This window comes from Rummeliibacillus stabekisii (assembly GCF_007988965.1).
In the GTDB taxonomy this organism is placed as follows: Bacteria; Bacillota; Bacilli; order Bacillales_A; family Planococcaceae; genus Rummeliibacillus; species Rummeliibacillus stabekisii.
The window spans coordinates 97,931-119,719 of record NZ_BJVD01000006.1 but is presented as its reverse complement, the minus strand read 5'-3'; the positions used below and the strand labels follow the sequence as shown (position 1 = coordinate 119,719).

General features: G+C 35.5%; 19 protein-coding genes. 4 read left to right on the top strand and 15 right to left on the bottom strand.

Annotated elements, in window-relative coordinates; all coding sequences use genetic code 11:
• Positions 1-134: 134 nt before the first annotated feature.
• The 4 genes from RST01_RS11355 to dapF all read right to left on the bottom strand — a co-directional run bounded on the left by RST01_RS11355 (position 135) and on the right by dapF (position 5,102).
• Positions 135-1,553: a HAMP domain-containing sensor histidine kinase gene (locus RST01_RS11355; protein WP_147196894.1), complete on the bottom strand. Its 1,419-nt coding sequence runs from the start codon at positions 1,551-1,553 to the stop codon at positions 135-137.
• The gene (locus RST01_RS11350; RefSeq protein WP_147196892.1) at positions 1,550-2,230 is read right to left on the bottom strand and encodes a response regulator transcription factor; all 681 of its coding nucleotides are present in this window, start codon (positions 2,228-2,230) and stop codon (positions 1,550-1,552) included. Before RST01_RS11350 ends, RST01_RS11355 begins: the two co-directional genes overlap by 4 nt.
• 143 nt (positions 2,231-2,373) lie before the next feature.
• Positions 2,374-4,107 carry a sensor domain-containing diguanylate cyclase gene (locus RST01_RS11345; RefSeq protein ID WP_184117464.1) on the bottom strand — a complete coding sequence of 578 codons (1,734 nt, stop codon included), beginning with the start codon at positions 4,105-4,107 and terminating at the stop codon, positions 2,374-2,376.
• Between the two features lie 23 nt (positions 4,108-4,130).
• The gene (gene dapF, locus RST01_RS11340; protein WP_147196888.1) at positions 4,131-5,102 is read right to left on the bottom strand and encodes a diaminopimelate epimerase; all 972 of its coding nucleotides are present in this window, start codon (positions 5,100-5,102) and stop codon (positions 4,131-4,133) included.
• Positions 5,103-5,708: 606 nt separating this feature from the next.
• Here dapF and RST01_RS11335 point away from each other — a divergent pair.
• The gene (locus tag RST01_RS11335; protein ID WP_066787918.1) at positions 5,709-6,257 is read left to right on the top strand and encodes a GNAT family N-acetyltransferase; all 549 of its coding nucleotides are present in this window, start codon (positions 5,709-5,711) and stop codon (positions 6,255-6,257) included.
• A gap of 102 nt (positions 6,258-6,359) precedes the next feature.
• Here RST01_RS11335 and murG read toward each other — a convergent pair whose 3' ends face one another.
• On the bottom strand, positions 6,360-7,442 hold the full coding sequence (gene murG, locus RST01_RS11330) for an undecaprenyldiphospho-muramoylpentapeptide beta-N-acetylglucosaminyltransferase (RefSeq protein WP_147196886.1): 1,083 nt from the start codon (positions 7,440-7,442) through the stop codon (positions 6,360-6,362).
• Between the two features lie 75 nt (positions 7,443-7,517).
• Here murG and RST01_RS11325 point away from each other — a divergent pair, with 75 nt between their 5' ends.
• On the top strand, positions 7,518-8,876 hold the full coding sequence (locus RST01_RS11325) for an MATE family efflux transporter (protein ID WP_147196884.1): 1,359 nt from the start codon (positions 7,518-7,520) through the stop codon (positions 8,874-8,876).
• Between the two features lie 48 nt (positions 8,877-8,924).
• Here the strand turns inward: RST01_RS11325 and RST01_RS11320 are convergent, their stop codons facing one another.
• From RST01_RS11320 to RST01_RS11290, 7 genes are all read right to left on the bottom strand, one after another.
• Complete coding sequence (locus tag RST01_RS11320) at positions 8,925-10,016, bottom strand: Ger(x)C family spore germination protein (protein WP_147196882.1); 1,092 nt, start codon at positions 10,014-10,016, stop codon at positions 8,925-8,927.
• Complete coding sequence (locus RST01_RS11315; protein WP_147196880.1) at positions 10,004-11,035, bottom strand: GerAB/ArcD/ProY family transporter; 1,032 nt, start codon at positions 11,033-11,035, stop codon at positions 10,004-10,006. The genes RST01_RS11320 and RST01_RS11315 overlap by 13 nt, the downstream gene beginning before the upstream one ends.
• On the bottom strand, positions 11,032-12,450 hold the full coding sequence (locus RST01_RS11310) for a spore germination protein (RefSeq protein ID WP_147196879.1): 1,419 nt from the start codon (positions 12,448-12,450) through the stop codon (positions 11,032-11,034). Before RST01_RS11310 ends, RST01_RS11315 begins: the two co-directional genes overlap by 4 nt.
• Positions 12,451-12,729: 279 nt before the next feature.
• A complete protein-coding gene (locus tag RST01_RS11305; RefSeq protein ID WP_147196877.1) occupies positions 12,730-13,536 on the bottom strand; it encodes a CAP domain-containing protein in 807 nt (268 codons plus the stop codon).
• A gap of 177 nt (positions 13,537-13,713) precedes the next feature.
• Positions 13,714-14,613, bottom strand: a complete 900-nt coding sequence (locus RST01_RS11300) for a CobW family GTP-binding protein (protein WP_147196875.1) — start codon at positions 14,611-14,613, stop codon at positions 13,714-13,716.
• Positions 14,614-14,772: 159 nt separating this feature from the next.
• Complete coding sequence (locus RST01_RS11295; RefSeq protein WP_147196874.1) at positions 14,773-16,272, bottom strand: lmo1851 family serine protease; 1,500 nt, start codon at positions 16,270-16,272, stop codon at positions 14,773-14,775.
• A gap of 121 nt (positions 16,273-16,393) precedes the next feature.
• On the bottom strand, positions 16,394-16,801 hold the full coding sequence (locus RST01_RS11290; protein ID WP_184117463.1) for a DUF2512 family protein: 408 nt from the start codon (positions 16,799-16,801) through the stop codon (positions 16,394-16,396).
• A gap of 630 nt (positions 16,802-17,431) precedes the next feature.
• On the opposite strand from RST01_RS11290, the gene pgoN reads away from it, so the two are divergent.
• Together pgoN and RST01_RS11280 are read left to right on the top strand one after the other, a co-directional pair.
• Entirely contained in the window at positions 17,432-18,277 is an 846-nt protein-coding gene (pgoN, locus tag RST01_RS11285; protein ID WP_147196870.1) for a glyoxal/methylglyoxal reductase, read from the top strand.
• A gap of 156 nt (positions 18,278-18,433) precedes the next feature.
• Positions 18,434-19,228: an SDR family NAD(P)-dependent oxidoreductase gene (locus RST01_RS11280; RefSeq protein WP_147196868.1), complete on the top strand. Its 795-nt coding sequence runs from the start codon at positions 18,434-18,436 to the stop codon at positions 19,226-19,228.
• Positions 19,229-19,638: 410 nt separating this feature from the next.
• On the opposite strand, the gene RST01_RS11275 is transcribed toward RST01_RS11280, so the two are convergent.
• The 3 genes from RST01_RS11275 to RST01_RS11265 form a co-directional block, all read right to left on the bottom strand.
• On the bottom strand, positions 19,639-20,331 hold the full coding sequence (locus RST01_RS11275; RefSeq protein ID WP_147196866.1) for an aspartate/glutamate racemase family protein: 693 nt from the start codon (positions 20,329-20,331) through the stop codon (positions 19,639-19,641).
• 250 nt (positions 20,332-20,581) lie between these two features.
• Positions 20,582-21,019: a nucleoside 2-deoxyribosyltransferase gene (locus RST01_RS11270; RefSeq protein WP_147196864.1), complete on the bottom strand. Its 438-nt coding sequence runs from the start codon at positions 21,017-21,019 to the stop codon at positions 20,582-20,584.
• Positions 21,020-21,214: 195 nt separating this feature from the next.
• Positions 21,215-21,712: a hypothetical protein gene (locus tag RST01_RS11265; protein WP_147196863.1), complete on the bottom strand. Its 498-nt coding sequence runs from the start codon at positions 21,710-21,712 to the stop codon at positions 21,215-21,217.
• Between the last annotated feature and the right edge of the window lie 77 nt (positions 21,713-21,789).

Here is a 21,789-nt window from a genome sequence, read left to right as displayed (position 1 = left end):
TCGGTACAGCAAGTTAGATTGGTTTAAAAGAACAATTTTCCTTTCAATCTTACTACTCTTCACAAAAAATTCAATGTTTTTGAGAGAATTGAGCATTTTTTTTCTTGAATGATGTAATAATTACATAAAAGACATCAAATTTGGTTGTTTTCTAACGGGAATGTTATCTGAAATTTAGTTCCCTCCCCTAATTTACTGGAAACAAAAATTTTGCCGCCATATTTATTGACGAGCATATGAACGATACTCAATCCTAAACCTGTGCCGCCCTCTTCTCGAGATCTTGCTTGATCTACACGATAAAATCGCTCAAAGATATAAGGTAAATCAGACTCAGCTATACCAATACCATGGTCTTCGACTTCGATTTTGCAATTTTTCCCTTCAATTGTCAAGCAGACAAAAATTTTGGCATCAAGGTTGCTATAACGAATGGCATTTTGAAGCAGATTTCGGACGATTTGGCCCAATGCATGTTGGGATATCGCTGCATAGACATTTGTAAAGTGATGCTTCACTATTTCAATCTTCACTGATGGATATAAATGTAGCTGTTCTTCAACTATCTCTATTATTGTCTCTTCCACGTTGCAATGAGAATCTTGGGCAACACCCTCACCTCTAGCTAGTTCTAACATTTCTTCTACTAAATCTTTCATTCGCTTAATTTCTATTAAAGAGGTTTCTAAAGATTCCTGTAAAACGTCTGGATCATCTTTCCCCCATCTTTTGATTAATGAAAGATGCCCTTCTACTACTTGAATAGGTGTTCGAAGTTCGTGGGAAGCGTCTTGGACAAATTGCTGTTGTAATAGAAATGTTTGCTCTAATTCTGCCATCATCTTGCGAAAAACTTGAAGCAAATCACCAATCTCATCTTCATAGCTATATTCCATTAGTATAGGCGTACCAAACCCTTCCTCCGCGACATTCAGCATTTCTAATCTTAGCTCATGAAGCGGTCTTAAAAGAAAGTTCGCAAGAAAATGACCAATGTAAAAGGAAATAATTAATGCCCCTAAACCGAGTATGCACATCGCCATTAAAAGATAATTCATCAATGAATGAAAAGAGTCTAAAGGGTGTGTCAATTGTATATACCCCAAAAAAGGCGACATTTGCAATTTACTTGTAGCCACAAAACAATCTATTCCTTCTAATTTTTCCTTTTCTACAATATAGCCTTGTGAGGGTACTTGTTTCTCGATTTCTGGTATTTGATTGATGGTATCGTTAATCCGCAAAATTTCAATGCCATCTTTATTTAAAATACGTACTGTTTGATTTTTATCGATAATTGAATTCATTAATCCACGATTCGAGCGAATTTCATCAATTGTCATGCCACTTCCTTGAGATTCAAAGAAGACTTGTAAATCATCCATTGTCCGATTGACTGATTGATGTTCTTGCGATAATAACCATGTGTGCATGGACCAGTACAACACGGAACAAATAATGGCAAAGCTAATGAAAATCACAACCGCCGAGGTAAGTGCCCACTTAGTTTTCAACGATGATCTACGGAAAGAGAATAAATTTTTTCTGTTCATTCACGCATCACATACCCTACGCCCCGCACTGTTTCAATATATGTGCTGGCACTGTCAGGAAGTTTCGCTCTTAAATGTCGTATGTAAACGTCTACGACATTTGTCTCCACATCACTTTGATAACCCCAAACGCGCTCCAGTATATGGTCTCTTGTACAAACTCGATTTTTGTTTTCAATAAGAAGGCGCAATAAATCAAACTCTGTTTTGGTGAGCTCAATCATTTTTTCATCTACATATGCTGTATAGGCAGCTTGGTCTATTGTGATATTTTTATATTTTAGCAAGTCTCTACTTTCTGGGGCTGCTGCTGTTCTCCTTAAAATAGAACGTATACGAGCAAGCAACTCTTCGATGGCAAATGGTTTTACAATATAGTCGTCTGCACCTGCATCGAGACCAGCCACCCGGTCCATTACTGCGTCTCTCGCAGTAATAAGTATTATAGGCACCTGGGAATGGCTTCGAATTCTTCTACATACTTCAATGCCATTTAAACCAGGGAGCATGACATCAAGGAGAATCACATCGATTTTCATATTTTCTTCTAGCGCCTTTCGTAAACCTTCACGACCATCAAAGCATGTTGATACACTAAAACCTTCATGAGAAAGCTCCAGTTCTATAAATCTTGCGATATTCTTTTCATCTTCAATTAATAAAATTCGTTTATTCATACATACTGCCACCATTCTTACTAGTTTGAGGTGTCACATAATTTATGACACGAATTGTACGTTTAAACGCTGTTTCGATTGGTACGTTCTATAATCAACAACAAAACTGTTTGTAAAAGTGCTTATTATAGATGGTGGACAAGCTAACGTACTAAGGTTGAATCTCTGGTTTCTTGTATACTCTCCACATAATGATAAGAGTCTTTTCCTGCTACTCTTTTAGCATAGTATAATGCCTGGTCTGCCTGGTCTAGTAACATAGCTACAGTAGAACCATGCTCTGGATAGCAGGCAACCCCAATAGATGAAGTAGGGGAAAAGGTATGTGGTCCTATCATCCAACCAGTATGCAAAATGTCTTGTATACGTCTGATTGTTTGACCAATTTGCTCTTTCCTTTTCATCTCATCTATCGATAAATCAGTTAAGACGATAATAAACTCATCTCCACCTATCCTTGCCACAAGGTCACTGTTTCTTACACTTGAAGAAAGTGCTTCTCCAAAGCTTTTTATAAATTCATCACCTATTTCATGTCCATACGTATCATTAATTTCTTTAAAATTGTCGCCATCAATAAATAATAGAGCTAAAGAGCTTCCTGAACTGTCTGCAATCCGGATGTATTCGGTAACTTTCTCCATTAAATATCTTCTATTAGGAAGCTTCGTCAGGGCATCATGATAAGCTAAATATCGCAGTTGTTCTTCCATTTCTTTTCGTTCTGTTACTTCACGAGCTACTAGAACAGTTTGATATATACCCTTACGTTTTGAATCTCTTACTTTTGTCAATTGTGCTTCAGTCCAAAAGGTACGGAGATCCTTTGAACAAATTTCTAATTCTAATTTTATACTATCGAATTCTCCATGTTGCGCCAGCTCTTTTTGCATTTTTTCAGCGCTATCTTTTGACAGTAGATCCATATAAAACTTTCCTATTAACTCATCTTTTCCATAGCCTAGTTTTGCCTCATGATTAGGTGAAACATACTGAATAATACCCTCATCGCTTGTTATGACGATAAAGTCTTTGGTATGTTCTGTAATAAGCTGAAAAAGCTTTTCAGTATTTTTTAATTTCGTCATTTGCATTTTTTTATTAGATACATCAAAACTTATACCTAAATAATGCTTAATTTCCCCTTGTTCATCTGTGATAGGCACAATCGTTGTATCTAGCCAATAGTTTCTGCCGTACTTGGTTCGATTACACATTTCTCCGCGCCATATAAAACCGCTCGATATTTGGGACCATAATTCTTTATAAAATGCGCGAGATTGTTTTCTCGAGTTCAACATGGCATTGGTATTCCCGATCAACTCCGAAGCAGAATACTCTGTTGTTTGTTCGAAACTGGCATTGACATATTCAATGACCCCCTGCGTGTCAGTAATACATATATTTACTGCAACGTTGAACGTATCAAAGAGGTGCTTCATCATTGATGGGCTTATTTTCAAGCTATTAAAAGCTGCTGTATTACTGGCATTTCCTTCTGAAGTTCCGATTTTTAGTTCTTCAATTTTTGAAGTTGAAGCTAATAGATATGTATCTTTATTGTATTTTATGGGGGTACAAACTGTTTTATTTGTTTGAATTCTGTCATTTTCCAAATAGAAATCATGATAAGTCACTTGATTATGATTAGCGATGGCCTCTTCATAATTTTTCTCTATTAATGGCACAGATACTCGATTAACTATTTCTGTTAAATATTTACCTTCCAGATTATCTGAAAAAAAATCCTTAGCTGCTTGGTTTGTATAAACGTATTGATAACCGTTAACATCCTTTTTCATGAGAAAAACAAGAGACTGGTCTAACTGATACATTGCATAAAATTGTTCTCTTGTAATAAATGCTTCTTGCATCATGCATTTTCCCTCCTCATCAAACATCAATCGCCAAATAATGTCTTGTGTTTTTCCTTCGCTTCATGACTAAGTTTTTGGTAGGCGAGCTGTTCTACTGTCTCTTCTTTGCTTTCAAATGAATATTGAGCGCCCTCAGACTTTAACGTATATAATGCAGTAATCGTTGCGTTACCTATTAATCTCAAATTATATTGCTCATCTTGTTTTATACCGACCATACATTTGACGAACCCACCTGGATTCATGACAGTAATTTTTTCTTTGGATGTATAATTCAGTAGGCGAGATACTAATGCAGAAGCAGTCATAGCCGTGCCGCAAGCATTTGTAAAGCCTACTCCCCTTTCAAAAGTGCGTACATATATCTCGTCAGGTCCCATTGTATATACATAACTCACATTTACGCCATCTGGACAAATACTATTTGGGCCATTTAAAAAGGATGCCACTTTCTCTTGATGTGACGAAGTGGCTATTAAATCTTTTGGAACAAAAGAAATTAAATGTGGATTCGGCACTGAAATGGCAGTAAATTGTAGCTGCTCATCAAGTTCAACATTGATCTCATTAATAAGAGTTGTTTTGTTTTCATATTTCATTGGAAGTGAAGTGAGTTCGAAGGAAACAGGTGAAATTTCAACACTGTAAGTAGGAATACCTTCCGCTAAAGGCTGTTCTTTTGCAACATGTAAAATAGCTTTCATCGTTTCAATTTGGGCTTCCAAGAGATTATGTTTTTCTAATACATAGCGTGCAACACATCGAAGTCCATTGCCGCACATCGATGCTTCTGTGCCATCTGCGTTAAATACTCTCATTTTGGCTAATGCGATAGAAGATGGCGACACAACGAGCAGTCCATCTGCGCCATCTTCTATATCATTGTCGCAAAGCCATATGGCTAAATTTGCCCAATCCAGTTCTTTCTCATTTTTAGTTTCATATAAATAAAAAGTATTTCCTGAACCGTGGACTTTGTGAATGTCTAAAATCATATTTGGTCCCCTCTTTTCGTGTAAGTCTAATATGTAATTGTACAAGCAGCCATAGGACACTAATACATCATTATTTGTACTTTTATAAACATAATTGAATGCCCAAATTTCAATGAATAATTCTTGCAAAAATCCTTAAGCAAGAGCTACATTATACAAATAATCAGTAAAAACATAGGGCATTATAGTAAAAACTATCTATTCTTAACTCTATATTATACGCAATTTATATTAATTTTCCATAATTAAGTGAATATTAAAGAAAATAAGGGAATAACACTATACTTTTCATCCAATATTATGTTTCCCTCCAGCAAAAAAACGGTGTTCACAATTATCATTTTTTGTTCAAATTTTTTATTAAAAACTGTATTTTTTTCTTTGCAATTTGCGCAAATCTTAGTATAGTTAAAGAGCAAAATAATTTCATAAATGAGTCTATAATATATAGAATCAATAGGGAAGGCAAATGGTGCGCCACCAGTGATCGCTGGTTCTAGTGGGTTCGATTCCCACCCCGAAATTTTTTATGCAACATTAAATGAAAAATTTCGTTGGGGCTAGAACTGGGTTTTCGATGTTCACCCCCAAAAGGAGGCGTTCAATATGATTAAGCGACGTGAATTACAAGAATGTAATGAGCTTTTTGAGTTGTTAAGTCACCCATCTGTCTTCCCTTTTGTTCGTCAAAAGGCTAAGACAGCCGATGAATTCTGGTTTATGACAAACCAGCTTATGGAAGATGAAGAAAACGGTAAAGTAGTTTCTCGCACGATTTTAGACGATTGGGGCCAACCAATTGGCAGTATTACCTTGTATGATGTGCAAGACGGCGCAGGCTTCTTAGGAACATGGATTGGCGTACCTTATCAAGGTAAAGGCTATAATCAAAAGGCGAAAGAATTGTTTTTAGAAGAGTTATTTTTTGAACTCGATTTTCAATGTGTGTTCTTAAAAATCCGCAAAGAAAATACTAAATCAATTCGTGCTGCATTAAAGTTAGGTTATGCTGTAGATGCTAAAGAAAGCCACCCATCTCTATATAAGGAAATTAATCAAGGCGAGAAACAATTTGAGTTATTCAAAATCCAAAAGGATACCTTTTATTTATATATGGCTACCCGAAATGGCGAGTCCACAGAACAAGCCATGTAAATTACCGGTATTGCCAACAAAAGCCCCTCTATTCTATATAGAATGAGGGGCTTTTAATATTACTACAGAAATTATTCCTTTGAACTGCCTTGCCTGAGTATCTTATTCCGTTTTTGCATATTGAAGTATCAGATCCACCATTTCATCTGGTGTTTTTGGAGATTCTGCTTCCTGCATATTTTTGATTAGCGAATCACTATGTTTTTCTAACAATTGAAGCGCTTTTAAGAAGCTTTGTTGATTGACCTCTTCTTCTTGCAGTACTTCGGCTAATCCTTGTTCAAAGAACAGTTTGGCATTTAAAATCTGATCACCGCGAGATTTTTCTAAAGAAAGAGGGATTAATAGCATCGGTTTTTGAAGTGCTAAAAATTCAAAGATAGAGTTAGACCCTGCTCTAGATACTACATAATCAGTTGCATGCAGTAAATCTGGCAATTCAGTTGTTACATATTCAAATTGTTTATAAGATGGCAGGTCAACTAGTGCTGTATCGATATGCCCCTTCCCACATAGATGGATGATATTGTACTTCTTTAGAAGTCCCACTAAATTGGCACGAACCGCATCATTAATGAACTTAGAGCCTTGGCTCCCCCCCATGATCATGATGGTCTCTTTATCTGCCCCAAACCCACATAATTGTAGGCCCCTCTCCTTGCTCCCTTCAAATAAAGCAGGACGAATGATAGAACCTGTACATGCCGATTTCTCTGCAGGTAAATGTTTTAACGTTTGTTTGAAAACAGTGAAGATATGTGACGCGAATGGCAAAGCCAATTTATTGGCAAGGCCTGGTGTTACGTCAGATTCATGTGCGATAACTGGAATGCCTGACATTTTGGCCGCCATCACAACTGGCACCGACACGAAACCGCCTTTTGAAAATACTACTACTGGCTTTACGCGCCTCATAATAGACAAGGCCTGCGAAATCCCTGCTAAGACACGGAAAGGATCCGTAAAGTTTTTCATAGAGAAATAGCGTCTTAATTTACCGCTAGATATCGGATGATAAGGCAAGTTGGGAAATGCCTGGCCGATAATCTCTTTTTCTATTCCTTCTTTTGAACCTATATAGTGAACCTCATAGCCTTTTTCTAGAAAAGATGGTATGATTGCTTGATTGAGCGAGACGTGGCCTGCTGTGCCCCCGCCCGTTAAAATTACTGTTTGATTTGTCATTTTAAATCTCCTTAAAGTAAATCAACGTCTTATTATTCCTTTTAGAAACATTCATATTCAATGGAGTTGAACAAAATGCATGAAACAACAAAAGTAGGCACGAAATGGAAGAAAATGTCGACCATCGTGCTGCCAATTTTAATTACCCAAGTGGCATTATACCTCATGTCATTTTTTGATGTATTGATGTCTGGTAAATACAGTACACAAGATTTAGCTGGCGTATCAATTGGTTCTTCTATTTGGCTTCCTGTTTATACTGGTTTATCAGGCATCTTAACATCAATCACACCTATTGTAGCACAATTTGTAGGTGCAAAAAGAGAGAAAGAAGCATCTGCTACTGTTAAACAAGGTTTTTATGTAGCGATTCTGTTAGCTATCATTATCTTTACTGGATTAACGCTTAGCTTGAAACCATTATTGAAAGGCATGTCGCTTGAGCCAGATGTTTACCGTGTGGCCTACCATTATTTAATCGCCATGTGCTTTGGTTTATTGCCACTATTCATTTACAGTGTATTGCGATGCTTCATTGATGCACTCGGCCAAACGAGGGTTAGCATGTTAATTACATTGATGGCAGCACCCATCAATATTGTTTTTAACTATTTATTCATATTCGGACATTTAGGATTCCCCGAATTGGGTGGTGTTGGTTCTGGTGTAGCATCTGCCATTACCTATTGGCTAATCTGTGGTGCTGCCATCATTATTACAATGAAAAAGACACCGTTTGCAGATTTTTCACTTTTTTCAAAATTACCTAGGCCAAATCCAACCAAAACGTTTGAAATTGTTAAGCTTGGCTTGCCGATTGGTTTAGCTATATTTGCAGAAAGCAGTATTTTTTCTGTCGTAACAATGATGATGAGCAAATATAGTACAGAAGTGATCGGCGCACACCAAATTGCAATGAACTTCGCCAGTCTTCTTTATATGATTCCGCTCAGTATCTCGATGGGTGCGACCATCTTGGTTGGATTTGAAGCAGGCGCCAAGAGATTTCAAGATGCCAAAACATATAGTCGGTTATGTACAATCACTGCGGTTACTTTTTGTATGGTTTCTCTTACTGTTTTACTTATATTCAAAGGTCATATAGCTAGCGTGTACAGCAATGATGTGCAAGTGGTAAGACTTGCTGGCCATTTCTTAACATATGCTGCTTTCTTCCAGCTTTCAGACGCCATCCAAGCACCTATCCAAGGAGCACTGCGAGGATATAAAGATGTCACCATTACATTCATTATGGCACTCGTCTCTTATTGGATCATCGGCTTGCCTGTCGGTATATTACTAGCAAATATGACGAACCTTGGCCCTTATGGTTACTGGATTGGTTTGATTGCAGGGCTGGCAATGGGTGCTGTCACATTAAGTATTCGACTTCGGTTTGTACAGCGTAAGATGGAAAACGCACAAGTTTTATAGCTATATTAAAAAAAGGGAGTTCCATCAAGACGGGAACTCCCTTTTTAATTATCTAATACTTCCACTACGCACGATTTTAACATCTACCTTTGTTTCTATTTTGATGTCTTTATATATTTCTTTCCATTTGCCGTCTTTCCATAAATTTGGATAATAGGCTCGTATATCCTCTCCGATTCCAACTACATCAGACGACGCTTCTTGGCTTTTTTTAAACATCCTAGCTATATCCTTCTCAACTCTACCTTCAATAAATTTCTCTAATTCTTTTCTTCTTTTAGTTCGATCTAAATGATCTGGAGGATATTCCGTCATTACAATAGGCATATAAATGTTATATTTAACCTTTATGTTATTACCGACCTGTGTTACTTTCATATTTTTCTTAAATCTTATTGCATTAAAACCTACCGAGATATCTTTCCCATCTTTTTTCATTAGATACGCTAACTCAATAATATCTGATTTACCATATCCTATTAATGTTGCAAAAGTGGACTCTCTCATTGTCAGATGCTCACCCGTATAATTTTTACCATTAAATAATGCAATGCCTTCACCTTCAGGAAGTCCTTTATCACCACTCGCTTTTAGATATGGTAATGCAAGATCTCTCCCCTCACCAAACATCTTATTTGCCGCAATTTCTAAATTAGTTACAGGATATATTGAGGACTTTTCAAAGGACTGTATAAAGTCTAAATAGTATTCCCCAATCTCTTTTGGTAAGTTTTCTTTAAGCTCCAAGAATTTTTTCGTTGATCCATCCGTAATTACTACTTTTGCAGTCATTGGACTCTCAGCAGATCGATAATACACATCTAATAAAGAATATAAATCCTTCTTAGCAGTTTCTTCACTAACTAATATAGTAGTCAATTCAGCTATATCCATTGTTTGCTCGGTTTTTTTATTAGCATTCATCCTTACTTCTCTCGCTGTTTTGCCCACGCCCTCAAGCACTATATATTTTGTAGGGTCATCACTCGAGCTAGGATATGCATAGAAGGCTTTTAAATCTCCAATATGGCCATCTACGCCTACTACGGAAATAATAGAAAGCTCTTTATACAAACGTTGATCCCAACATCCGCTAAGGAATACAGAACTTAAAAGAAGAAAAACAATTATTTTGCGCATTTTGTTTCCCTCCTTTTATTTTTCCAAATGATGAATGCCGGTAAAATAACAGTAAAAGGAATATAGATATATTGAAAATGAGCTCTTAAAAATTCTACAGATCGTATATTCAAAAAAGCTATACTGCTGAAAAATATTAAGAGGTGTAATACGACCATGGGGATTTTTTTATGTTTACGCTCCTTTTGAAAATAAACAATTCGAATATTAAATACAATTAGGCTTAAGGAAATAATACTCCAACCGAGCCACATATATAGAAAGAAAATATCTAGTCTCTTAACAAATGTAACTTCAATGGACTTTAAAATATATAAGGTAGGCTCTGTGATGTATGGCAATGAAGCTGGCGCAAAATACATTTTTACAACTAACATCAAAAAACCAGAAAACACAGTTATGATGGTTTGATAAATAAGTATATCTTTGAAGCGCATTTTATCTTCAGTCAATACATATTTCCTTAATACTAAATAACCTTCTAAACCAGTAAACGAAGCTAACCCATAAAGCATCCCCATAATCCATTCGTGCCCTGAACTTTTACCAATTGGGAACAGTTGACTCACCCTTAATTCAGGTACAGCAAACAATAGAAAGAATACAAATACAAAGACGAAAGGAATAATGAAAACTGGCATATTTACAGCGGTTGATGGCCGACTGACACTAATGTAATAAGAAACTAAAAGCATCAGCAACAAGGTAACATAATTTGGGGTATTCCCAAGAACCCAAATATTTAAAGTATATTGTATATATACTAATGATAAAATTAATAAAATAACCCAACTGAAAATATAAATCCAACGTGTAATTTTTCCTAACTCGAAGTATTTATAACATTTTTCATATACACATAATTGTAGAAAAACAAAGGCAGCTGCAATAAAGAACATAATCCAAGCATCACGTCCACCAGCATTAAGAAGTGCTTCTGAATAAGCAATAAAGATTATTCCAGTCGTTCTAAAAAAAAGCATTACAAATAATTGGACTTTTGTTATAGTAAAATTCATAGTTTCTTCCCTCTCGGATCAAAACTGCTTGGCTGAGTACCTGACGTTGTATGTTTTCCACGAAATAGAATTTGTTTCGTTTTCTTTGGATCAAATGGAACGAGTGGGTAAATGTATGGGGATTTCAAAGAGCCTAAGTTGCATAAATGTACACCTAGTATCAGAGCGCCAATTAATATGCCAAAGAATCCCAACAATGCGGCTGCAAACATAAACGGAAAGCGCAGTACACGAACTGACGTATTCAGTTCAACCGACGGTGCAACATAGCTAGAAATCGCAGTCAATGCTACAACAATAACAACCATATTGGATACTAAACCCGCATTGATGATGACATCTCCGACAACCAAACCACCAACAATACCGATTGTTTGAACTAAAGCTTGTGGTAAGCGCACACTAGCCTCCCGGATTAACTCAATGATGATTTCAACAATTAAAGCTTCAAATATAGGTCTATACGGAATTTCACTAATATCTAGTTTTAATTTTTTACTTAATTCAATGGGGAGAACTTCATAATGAAAACTGACGATCGCTATATAGAATGCAGGCAAAAAAATAGCTGTGATAAAACTAAAAACACGAACCATTCTATAAAAGGAACCAACGATTACACGACTATTAAAATCATCAGGCGATTGATAAAATGAAAATAACGTAACAGGTGTAATATAAGCAGTTGGTGAAAAATCGGCCATCATTACAATTTTTCCTTCCGTAAGATTAGCAAATACTCTGTCTGGCCTTTCAGTATTCATAATTTGTGGAAACGGTGACATCGGATTATCTTCAATGAAATCATTCAATTGCCCTGAAGCATATAATCCATCTATTTTATCTTTCATATTATTAAGTCTGCGCTCTAAATCTGTGAGGTTTTCCTGATTTGCAAAACGAGCTAAATACATATAATAAACATCTGCTTTGTTATCTGTTCCCACTGTCACTTTTTTTACAATTAAATCAGGCACTCGCATCCTTTTACGAATAAGTCCTAAGTTTACGTCTGTATCTTCTATAAACCCTTCATGGGCACCACGTAAGATGGCTTCATTTGTCGGTTCATCAGGAGAACGATGAGGCAAGTTAGGCATGGTGAAACGAACCATTTGTTGAGAATTTAATAAAAGGAGCACAGTATATCCCTGACAGACATATTCAACTAATGTTTCTAGATTATATGCTTCTTTTTGAGAAGCGGTTGTTGCATCCCAATCTTTTTCGTTAAACGTTGTTTGCACTTTCAACACATTCACTATATCTTGTACATCTTTTTTATTCGCCATTGAACTGTAATAGCAAAGAATTGCATATTGATCTTTTGGAAACGAGATTTCTCTTGCTATAAAATCAACTGAATTATAAAAAGTGGCTTTTAATTTTTCAACCATCGATTCTAGCTGGAGCATTTCATACCTCCTCTTTCATTCTTGATGAATATGGTTGGCACCTTCTAGTTACCTTGTCATTCTTTCTCTTTTCAGTATGGAATATAAAATTACATTTCAAACAAAAAACCAGCCAATAAATGACTGATCCTTTATTTCCAATTAATTCATATATATGTTGCATATTAGGCTAGTTTTTGATTTATGAAGACATAAAAAAGCTCTCAGAATAATAAATATTCCGAGAGCCTCTTATCTTTTGAAATCAGGATGCTTTGATCTCAGTTCAAATACTTTATTCTATTTTTGAATAAATTGTTGTGTCCAGACATTTCCTTTTGCATCATAACCTACACCAATATGTGTATAGTTTTTGTTCATAATGTTAGCGCGGTGACCTTCTGAATTCATCCAAGCTTTCACTACTTCTTCCGGTGTTTTTTGACCTTTGGCAATATTTTCGCCTGCTGATTTATACGTGATACCAAGAGATTTCATTTGGTCAAAAGGTGAACCGTAAGTTGGGCTTGTATGATCGAAATAATTCTTGTCTGCCATATCCTTAGATTTAGCTTTCGCAGAGCCCATCAATTTTGTATCTGCTTGTAAAGCAGGCAGACCTTCTTTTGCACGTTCTGCATTAGTCAAAGTGATGACTTGTTTTTCAAATTGAGAAGCAGATGTTGCATTAGAGTCAGTAGATGGTTTGCTTGGTGCATCAGTATTGGGTTTTGACGGTGTTGTTGTGTTTGTATCTGTATTTGGTTTTGATGTATCTGTATTTGGTTTTGATGTATCTGTATTCGGTTTTGATGTATCTGTATTCGGTTTTGATGTATCTGAATTCGGTTTTGATGTATCTGTATTCGGCTTAGTTGTAGGTTTATGCGTATTCGCATTTGTACCATTTGTAAAGCAGTTATTCAACATAATATAACGATGTGTATTATATTTAGTTGATTGATAATGCCATGTATGATTTGACATTGAAGTTTGCTTCGTATGTTCTTTCGTAACGGTTTTAGCTGAAGCATCTATTGCTCCGCTGTGCACTCCTGCTGTTAAAAGTAAGCTGAATGGGATTGCCCATTTTGTTAGTTTGTTCATCTTGCATTCCTCCTTGTCGTGTTCCAAGCTTAAACGAAGAATCAAGCAAAAAAGTCGCCAAGGATTGCCACTTTCTCCAACAAGGAGCTGAGACCGCAGAGTTATAGGGTTTTATTTGGAAGATAGTTGAAGTCTATCACCTTATTGCTATTCTAAGAGGGTTGACATCTCAATATTTTAGGCTTTAGGCAGGTCTAATTCATTCACATTTTCTCCGATAATCACTAGATTTGGTTCCATTTTTACATACTCAGGAAGCCATTGTGTTAATCCATATGCATACTGAAACAGCATAGGATTTCTAATTCCCTCGATTGGTACAAAGCCCTTCATTCGATAAACAGAATTAGGAAGCGTTTTAATCCATTCTTCAAATTTTTCTTGTGTAAAACTTTCCTCAGAATTGAAAGTAACAAGACGAGAACCTAAATGCAAATGCTCCCCAATGGTTGCTTTTTGAATAGAAGCCGGCCTAGCTGTAGCTTGTAATCTTTGAAGATACTTAATCGGTAGAGAGGCATTGGTTGTTTGAATGATCAGCGCATGTGAATTAATATTCTGCATCTCAAAAGTAACTTTTGCCATTTCTGATTCTGTCAGTAAATCCATCTTATTTGCCAAAATCAAATGTGCATGGCGAATCTGCTCTAAAAATAAGGAACGTGTTTGGATTGACATACCTTCTCTTTCCAACCAACGTTTACTATCAGCGACAGTGACGATACCTTTAATATTTAACTCATTTGCAAATAGCGGTGAATATACTGCATCTAATGCTTCTACTGGATGAGCCGCTCCAGTGGTTTCTATAATAAGCACATCAAACTCAGAATCTGCTAACAGTGATTGAATTTGTGCCTCCGTTTTTTCGGCACCTGTACAACAAATGCATCCATTTAGCATTTCTTTTAAAGGTATATTTTCCTCGATTGCTTGTGAATCAAAATTTAAAGCCCCTAGCTCATTCATGATAATGGCTGGTTTTAAATTCTGTTCTTTCAATTGGCGAATGGTATTCATTAATAAGGTTGTTTTGCCGCTTCCTAAGAAACCGCTGAATAAATATACATCTTTCATTTTAAATCTCCTTCTATTTAACTGCTCTTTCAGCAGAGATAGTATTTCCCTCCCTAAAAGGGGCAAAAGTTCGTAATTGTATCGTAGATTAGTTTACTAAATAGTGATAGTGTCTTTTCAAAAAAGAGCTGACAAATGAATGCCAGCTCCTTAACTACTCTATTTCATTTCAGCTTTTACAATGCTTGCTGCTTTTTTCAGCTGTGGATCTTCTTTTTTGATTTTCAAGCGAATTTTATTCATTAATGCGTATGTTGTATCGCCTTTCAGAATACCTGTTTCCTTCAACTTGTTGTCTTTTTGGAATTGTTCCACTGCTAACTTCGTTAAGGCATCGTATAAGCCATCAATTTTACCAGGGTTATAGCCTGCAGCTTGAAGTAATTTTTCAGCAACTTTAACGCTATCAGATAATGCACCTTCCTTGAAGGTTTTGTCTGGGTCCAGATAAGGAAGTGATGCATAGCTTGGATAGTTCACTTTTACATTAGGCTTTATGCCTTTTTCATGAATCCAGTTACCTTTTGGTGTTAACCATTTCGCCATTGTGAATTTAAGATTAGATCCGTCCGGTAGATTCTCAGCTGTTTGCATCGTCCCTTTACCAAATGAAGTTTCACCTACTAATTTGATATGGGAGGACTCATTTAATGCTCCTGCTAAAATTTCAGAAGCTGATGCACTTCCTCCATCGATAAGAACAGTTGTTGGCACTTTTACCTTGCGGCCATCTTCTGCTTTATAGACTTGTTTATTGCCTGAACGGTCTTCGAATTGTACGATTGGTTGTCCTTTTGGAACAAATAGATTTGCAATATTCTCTACGGATTCAACCAACCCACCTGGATTTTGACGAACATCCAGAACCAAACCTTTCATGCCTTTTGCTTCCATATCATCTAATGCACTAAGCAACTCTTTATAAGTACCATCTGAGAAGCTTGTGATTTGGATATGAGCAATTTTATTTTTCATCATTTCAGCATATACAGTTTCAACAGGAATGTCTGCACGAGTGATTTTAAAAGTGGTTAGCTTACTAGAACTTCCACGCTGGATTTCAAGTGTGACCTCAGTCCCCTTCTTACCGCGAATTAATAATACGGCTTGTGATGCTGTCATTCCATCAATAGATTTGCCATCTACTTTTTTAATAATATCATTAGTTTTGATGCCTGATTTCTCTGCAGGCGAGTTTTTAATCGGTGATACGACCACAATATGGCCATCCTTCTCTTGCACCTCAGCACCTATGCCTTGGAAACTAGAAGAAATGCTTTCATTAAACGCAGAAGCTTCCTTTTTATTCATATAATCAGAATATGGATCTCCTAATGCGCTGATCATACCATCTACCGCACCGTTTACTAGCTTGTCTGTATCAATTTTCTTGTAATAACCTTTTGATAGCTGATCGTATGCATTAAACAACTTTTGAAATTCGCCATGTGCTGGTGTGCGAACTTCCACTACTTTATCTTCGCCAACTGTTAATGCAAAAATCGTTATACCTGATGTACCAAGAACCAAAACCATGATCATCATGATGAAAGCAAATGGCTTCATACGTATGTATTTTCCTGTGACTTTCCCATGATTAGCATCTTGTTCTGATTGTCGTTCATTTTGTTCTTGGTCTTGCTTTGTTTTATCATCCATATTCGTTCACCACTTTCAATCTAAGAGTGTATAAAACACACCTTCTATCATAATAGCAGGAATTAAAGCGAACGAAAAGAAAAAGACTGCCAAAAATTCCTTGGCAGTCTTTTCGCCTCACTTAATCAAAAGATACATTGCAACTCACTGGTTTTGGTTCAAGCACCTTTGTTTCCATATACTTGTGGAATAACCATTCTCCTACCCCAAGCACAATAGAGGATAACAATGATGCGGCAAGAGTATCCACCGTTTCTACATATAAAGCTGAACCCATGAAATAAATAATGACGAATGCTAAAACAGCATCCGAGAAGGTGGCAATAGTATTGCCCATTACATAGGCATAGCGCTTACTAAAGACGGTGAAGATAAGAATGTCTCCCAAAACAAAAGCAAAAATAGCAAGGACAAGGCTAATCCAGAGAGTCGTAGAAACATCCCCTCCATAAATGCCTGTATTGATGATTAATAGTATTGCCGCAGTCATAATTAGCTTTAGTATGAATGCACTCACATATTTCATCATTCTATCCCCCTTTCGCTGACACAACATATAAATGATTAAATGAGTTGATTGATTAGATCAATCAAAGGTTAGTATGAATTTTTTGGGTGATGATATACGTATTAATCCATTTATCCATTTTGTTTACTCGCATAGTCAAAAATTATTGTCCTCAAACTGAAACGCCACTTCTTATATCTTGCTCCAATTTATAGGCACTAAAATGTACCTTTGGAACCTGAAAGTATCTATAGCACTTATAAGTACGTACTTTTCTTTATGGTGAATATATTTCATAATAACTTTTGTACAGTAAGCTTTAACCATTATCAATTCGTTATGGATCATCTTGACGTCCAAGTCATGTATGACAATCGAACATTTTGAGTAATGGTTAACTTTATTGTTGGTAATACTATTAGTTCGTACAGGTTCTATAACTGCTCTTTTAAGAACATATTTGAAACATGCAATATGTTGCATAATAAGGTGTTTTTTCTGATTTAAAGGGAAGAGATATAAGCGTTAATATCAGATTTCTTCACTTTTAAACAGGATAAATAAACGTTATTTGACAAGATTGAGTTGGTTCCTGTATGACGAAAATATAATTAAGTCCATTTCAGTTTAAAACAATCAGGAGGTTTATTTATGGTAGCGAAAAACTTACAAGATACAACAACTTTGCATAACGGCGTAAAAATGCCATGGTTTGGTCTAGGCGTTTTTAAAGTAGAGGAAGGACCAGATTTAGTTAATGCTGTTAAAACAGCCATTAAACATGGTTACCGCAGCATTGATACTGCAGCTATTTATGGTAATGAAGAAGGAGTTGGCCAAGGAATCCGTGAAGGACTTAAAGAAGCCGGCATATCTAGAGAAGAATTATTTGTAACATCGAAAGTTTGGAACGACGACTTAGGGTATGAATCTACTTTAGCAGCATACGAAACGAGCCTTAAGAAACTCGGATTGGATTATCTAGACCTATATTTGATTCATTGGCCTGTAGAAGGTAAATATAAAGATGCATGGAGAGCTTTAGAATCTCTTTACAAAGATGGACGAGTTAAAGCAATTGGAATGAGTAATTTCCAAATTCATCACCTTGAAGATTTAATGAAGGATGCAGAGGTTAAACCGATGATCAATCAAGTGGAATGCCACCCACGATTGACTCAAAAAGATCTTAAGTCATTCTGTCAAGAACATGGTATTCAGCTGGAAGCCTGGTCTCCATTGATGCAAGGTCAATTATTGGATAACCCAGAGCTTAAAGAAATTGCCAATAAACATGATAAATCTATTGCACAAATTATTCTACGTTGGGACTTGCAAAATGGCATCGTGACAATTCCAAAATCGACTAAAGAACATCGTATTGTTGAAAATGCATCAATATTTGATTTTGAGCTAACAGCTGAAGATATGGAACAAATTGATAGCTTGAATCAAGATCATCGCGTTGGTCCAGATCCGGACAATTTTGACTTTTAATAAGAAATAAGGAGATATAGACGTTACTATTCGTCTATATCTTTTTTCTAAGGTATTTAAAGTATGTGGAGTGTTCCATAAGAAGAAAAATTTAAACAAAATTTATTCTATAATAGATAAGTTAATGTCTAAGAAAACAATCTGGGAGGGAACTGCATGCAACTAAATTTAAAAGGAAAAACGGCGCTAGTTACTGGATCTACTTCAGGTATTGGGAAAGCGATCGCTATGTCGCTAGTAGAAGAAGGTGCTACTGTACTGATTAATGGACGTCGTGAAGAAAAAGTGAATGAAACTATTGAAGAAATTAAATCAAAATATCCAGATGCAATTCTTTATTCAGCAGTAGCTGATTTAGGAACAGAACAAGGCTGCCAAAAAATTATCGAGAGCTATGCTGAGATAGACATTTTGATTAATAACTTGGGGATTTTTGAGCCTGCAGAATATTTTGATATATCTGATGAAGAATGGTTTAAATTTTTCGAAACGAATATTATGAGTGGCGTTCGACTTACGCGCTGGTACTTAAATCAAATGATTCAGAAGAAAGAAGGAAGAGTCATCTTTATTGCCAGTGAAGCAGCGATCATGCCATCACTTGAAATGGCTCATTATAGTGCAACGAAAACAATGCAGCTCTCACTCTCTCGTAGTTTAGCTGAGCTAACGAAAGGAACGAGCGTGACAGTTAATACGGTTATGCCGGGCTCCACTCTAACTGAAGGAGTAGAAACAATGTTAAACACGCTTTATCCTAACGAAAATTTGACAATGGAAGAAGCGGAAACTCGATTTATGAAAGAAAATCGTCCCACCTCTATCATTCAAAGATTAATCCGACCAGACGAAATTGCCCATCTTGTTACTTTCTTAAGCAGTCCCCTAGCCTCAGCCATTAATGGCTCTGCCTTGCGAATAGATGGTGGGTTAGTTCGTAGTGTATTTTAAAAATATGTATCATTAAACCGATTATAGTTTTAAAAAATATACCCCATAGGAGCAATCCTATGGGGTATAAGTTTCTTGATTTTGTATTGAAAAATAAAAATATTAGAGTTATGACTCACCGAAAGAAGCACCAAGCAGATGTAATATAAGTAACCAAAAATAGAATGAAAATTGTGAAATACATTAGCGAATTACCATAATGTACATCGAGAAATTCTTTGTTATGAAGATTAAGTATACAAGCAATTAGTGCATATTTGCCTGGAGAGACCCTTGCACTATTAATAAGCAACTGAAAATCACCAAGTTCTATTTTCCTTCTATTGGTACCTGATTTTTCTAAAGGTTTTATTCTTTTTGTACCTTTCCGATCCTACTTTCAAGATATTCGATAGGTAAAGAAGAAACTCTTATTTTCCAATTGCCTTATTAACTGATTCAAAAGCATGAATTACTGTTGTATCAAATATTGGAACTTCGGAATCCTCTTCTTTTATTAATAATCCAATCTCTGTACATCCTAATATAATCCCTTCGGCTCCTCTGTCAATTAAATTCTTGATAACTTTTTTAAAATATTCTTTTGACGCATGATTGATTTTCCCTAAACATAATTCTTCATAAATCACTTTATTTATAAGTTCTATATCCTCATGAACTGGAATTAATACCTTTATATCATTGGCTTCAATTCTTGATTTGTAAAAATCTTGGATCATTGTATATTTAGTTCCAAGTAATCCTACTGAATTCAATTTAGTTTTCTTTATTTCATTTGCTGTTGCATCAGCAATATGTAGAATCGGAATATTTATTTTTTCTTCAATATAATTTATTACCTTATGCATTGTGTTTGTACAAATAACAATAAAATCTGCTCCAGCCTTTTCTAAAGAGAATGCCACATCCCCCAAAGTGTGTCCGGCACTTTCCCAATCTCCATTAGCTTGATAACGTTCAATCTCTTCAAAATCTACGCTATATAAAATACATTTGGCTGAATGTAATCCACCTAATTTATTCTTTATTTCTTCATTTATTAAACGGTAATATTCATTTGATGATTCCCAACTCATACCGCCAATTAAACCTATTGTTTTCAATGTACTAATCCCCCCTTATAGACTGTAAGTGTAGGATAGAATATTATAATACCTACCGTAACATCCTATATTCTTTAATTTCTACATTTTAAGATCCTTTTCCTTCTTAGAGTATAGCACCTGTAATACTTTGTTATGCAAGTCAAGATCACATAAATCATAGAAAAATGATTCATATAGATTGCATTAAAATATAAAACAGCAAGTTTTGCCACAATAAAAAAGGTAAGGGCATTAGCCCTCACCTTTTTTATTTCACTTCTTTTAAATAAGGTTTACTTGGAAGAGTGTCAAAGTCATAACTTTCAACTTCATTCCAATCTTCAAAATAAGCATGTAAACTATCGGTAATCATCAAATTAATGATTTCCCCTTTTGGATTAAACAGTAAAACAGGTTTACCCATAGCATAAGCATAGCCTAATTCCCAAGCTGTACCGGTATCATCATAGTTTTCTCCGATAATCCCAAATATCATATCCGCCCATTTAATGTGTTCCATATCGTTTTTAAATACGAATGTTCTCCATTCAAAAGAACCAAATTCGAATTCAGGTAATTGACTTTCTCTTGGTGAGAAGACCGTGTGCCCTAATGCTCTCAATACCTGTTCTGCTTTTTCTACATGTACAATTTCCTCTCTACCATCTACATCAAAGAATGGACTTGCAAGATAAATTTTAGCCATTTTGTTCCTCCTATTTTAAACAACGATCAATTATTTATTATTCCTAAACATATTAGCATTAAATTTCATGTAAAATCATTAAATTACTATTCATATCACGAATTGGTCGCTTTTTGGCCGCCTGCTTGATATGTTTAAGCATTAACCTGCTAAAGTTTGGTATATTAACTATTTTTGTGCAAAACCTTTTATAATCTACTCACCTAAGCGAGATTCCAATAGCTTTCTCGTTTTTAAATCATAAATTTTATATTTCATTCCCCACATATGGTCTTTGGTCACTGTAACCTTACAATAATAAGGTATGGATGTGCCATAAGCATCAAGATCAGAAATCCCTTGAAACTCAAATTGTTCATCTGTATCAAGCACATTGATGGTTGTATCATTATTGTGTCTTCCAAATGTTGATGATGTTATTTCTATACTACATTTTCCTTTAACAACTTCAAAATCTCTCGTTAATACAGATTTTAAACTTGGAATAGTAATCCATAAAAGAAAAATGCCAATTAGAAGGAGTCCAAAAAATTTTAAAATTGTCCATTCAAATTCTCTAAAGCTATACATAAGGACAAAATAAGACAATGAAACTATTACTAAAAATGCCCCTAAACCACATAAAAAATAATAAGATAAAATAATAAGCGCTCCTATCAACAAATAATTACTATCTCTACGTAATTTAATCACAATAGTTTCAGCAGTATGTAAAAAATCATTACCAAAAATATTATCTTTATTCTAATGCTGAAATTTATGGCGATTTT

What these genes read in the sequence shown, in the direction of transcription:
- RST01_RS11325 (WP_147196884.1), top strand. Translation starts at nt 7,518, where the DNA reads ATGCATGAAACAACAAAAGTAGGCACGAAATGGAAGAAAATGTCGACC.
- RST01_RS11270 (WP_147196864.1), bottom strand. Translation starts at nt 21,019, where the DNA reads ATGGCTAAAATTTATCTTGCAAGTCCATTCTTTGATGTAGATGGTAGA.
- RST01_RS11280 (WP_147196868.1), top strand. Translation starts at nt 18,434, where the DNA reads ATGCAACTAAATTTAAAAGGAAAAACGGCGCTAGTTACTGGATCTACT.
- RST01_RS11295 (WP_147196874.1), bottom strand. Translation starts at nt 16,272, where the DNA reads ATGGATGATAAAACAAAGCAAGACCAAGAACAAAATGAACGACAATCA.
- RST01_RS11345 (WP_184117464.1), bottom strand. Translation starts at nt 4,107, where the DNA reads ATGATGCAAGAAGCATTTATTACAAGAGAACAATTTTATGCAATGTAT.
- RST01_RS11335 (WP_066787918.1), top strand. Translation starts at nt 5,709, where the DNA reads ATGATTAAGCGACGTGAATTACAAGAATGTAATGAGCTTTTTGAGTTG.
- RST01_RS11320 (WP_147196882.1), bottom strand. Translation starts at nt 10,016, where the DNA reads ATGCGCAAAATAATTGTTTTTCTTCTTTTAAGTTCTGTATTCCTTAGC.
- pgoN (WP_147196870.1), top strand. Translation starts at nt 17,432, where the DNA reads ATGGTAGCGAAAAACTTACAAGATACAACAACTTTGCATAACGGCGTA.
- RST01_RS11290 (WP_184117463.1), bottom strand. Translation starts at nt 16,801, where the DNA reads ATGATGAAATATGTGAGTGCATTCATACTAAAGCTAATTATGACTGCG.
- RST01_RS11310 (WP_147196879.1), bottom strand. Translation starts at nt 12,450, where the DNA reads ATGCTCCAGCTAGAATCGATGGTTGAAAAATTAAAAGCCACTTTTTAT.
- RST01_RS11350 (WP_147196892.1), bottom strand. Translation starts at nt 2,230, where the DNA reads ATGAATAAACGAATTTTATTAATTGAAGATGAAAAGAATATCGCAAGA.
- murG (WP_147196886.1), bottom strand. Translation starts at nt 7,442, where the DNA reads ATGACAAATCAAACAGTAATTTTAACGGGCGGGGGCACAGCAGGCCAC.
- RST01_RS11355 (WP_147196894.1), bottom strand. Translation starts at nt 1,553, where the DNA reads ATGAACAGAAAAAATTTATTCTCTTTCCGTAGATCATCGTTGAAAACT.
- dapF (WP_147196888.1), bottom strand. Translation starts at nt 5,102, where the DNA reads ATGATTTTAGACATTCACAAAGTCCACGGTTCAGGAAATACTTTTTAT.
- RST01_RS11300 (WP_147196875.1), bottom strand. Translation starts at nt 14,613, where the DNA reads ATGAAAGATGTATATTTATTCAGCGGTTTCTTAGGAAGCGGCAAAACA.
- RST01_RS11305 (WP_147196877.1), bottom strand. Translation starts at nt 13,536, where the DNA reads ATGAACAAACTAACAAAATGGGCAATCCCATTCAGCTTACTTTTAACA.
- RST01_RS11315 (WP_147196880.1), bottom strand. Translation starts at nt 11,035, where the DNA reads ATGAATTTTACTATAACAAAAGTCCAATTATTTGTAATGCTTTTTTTT.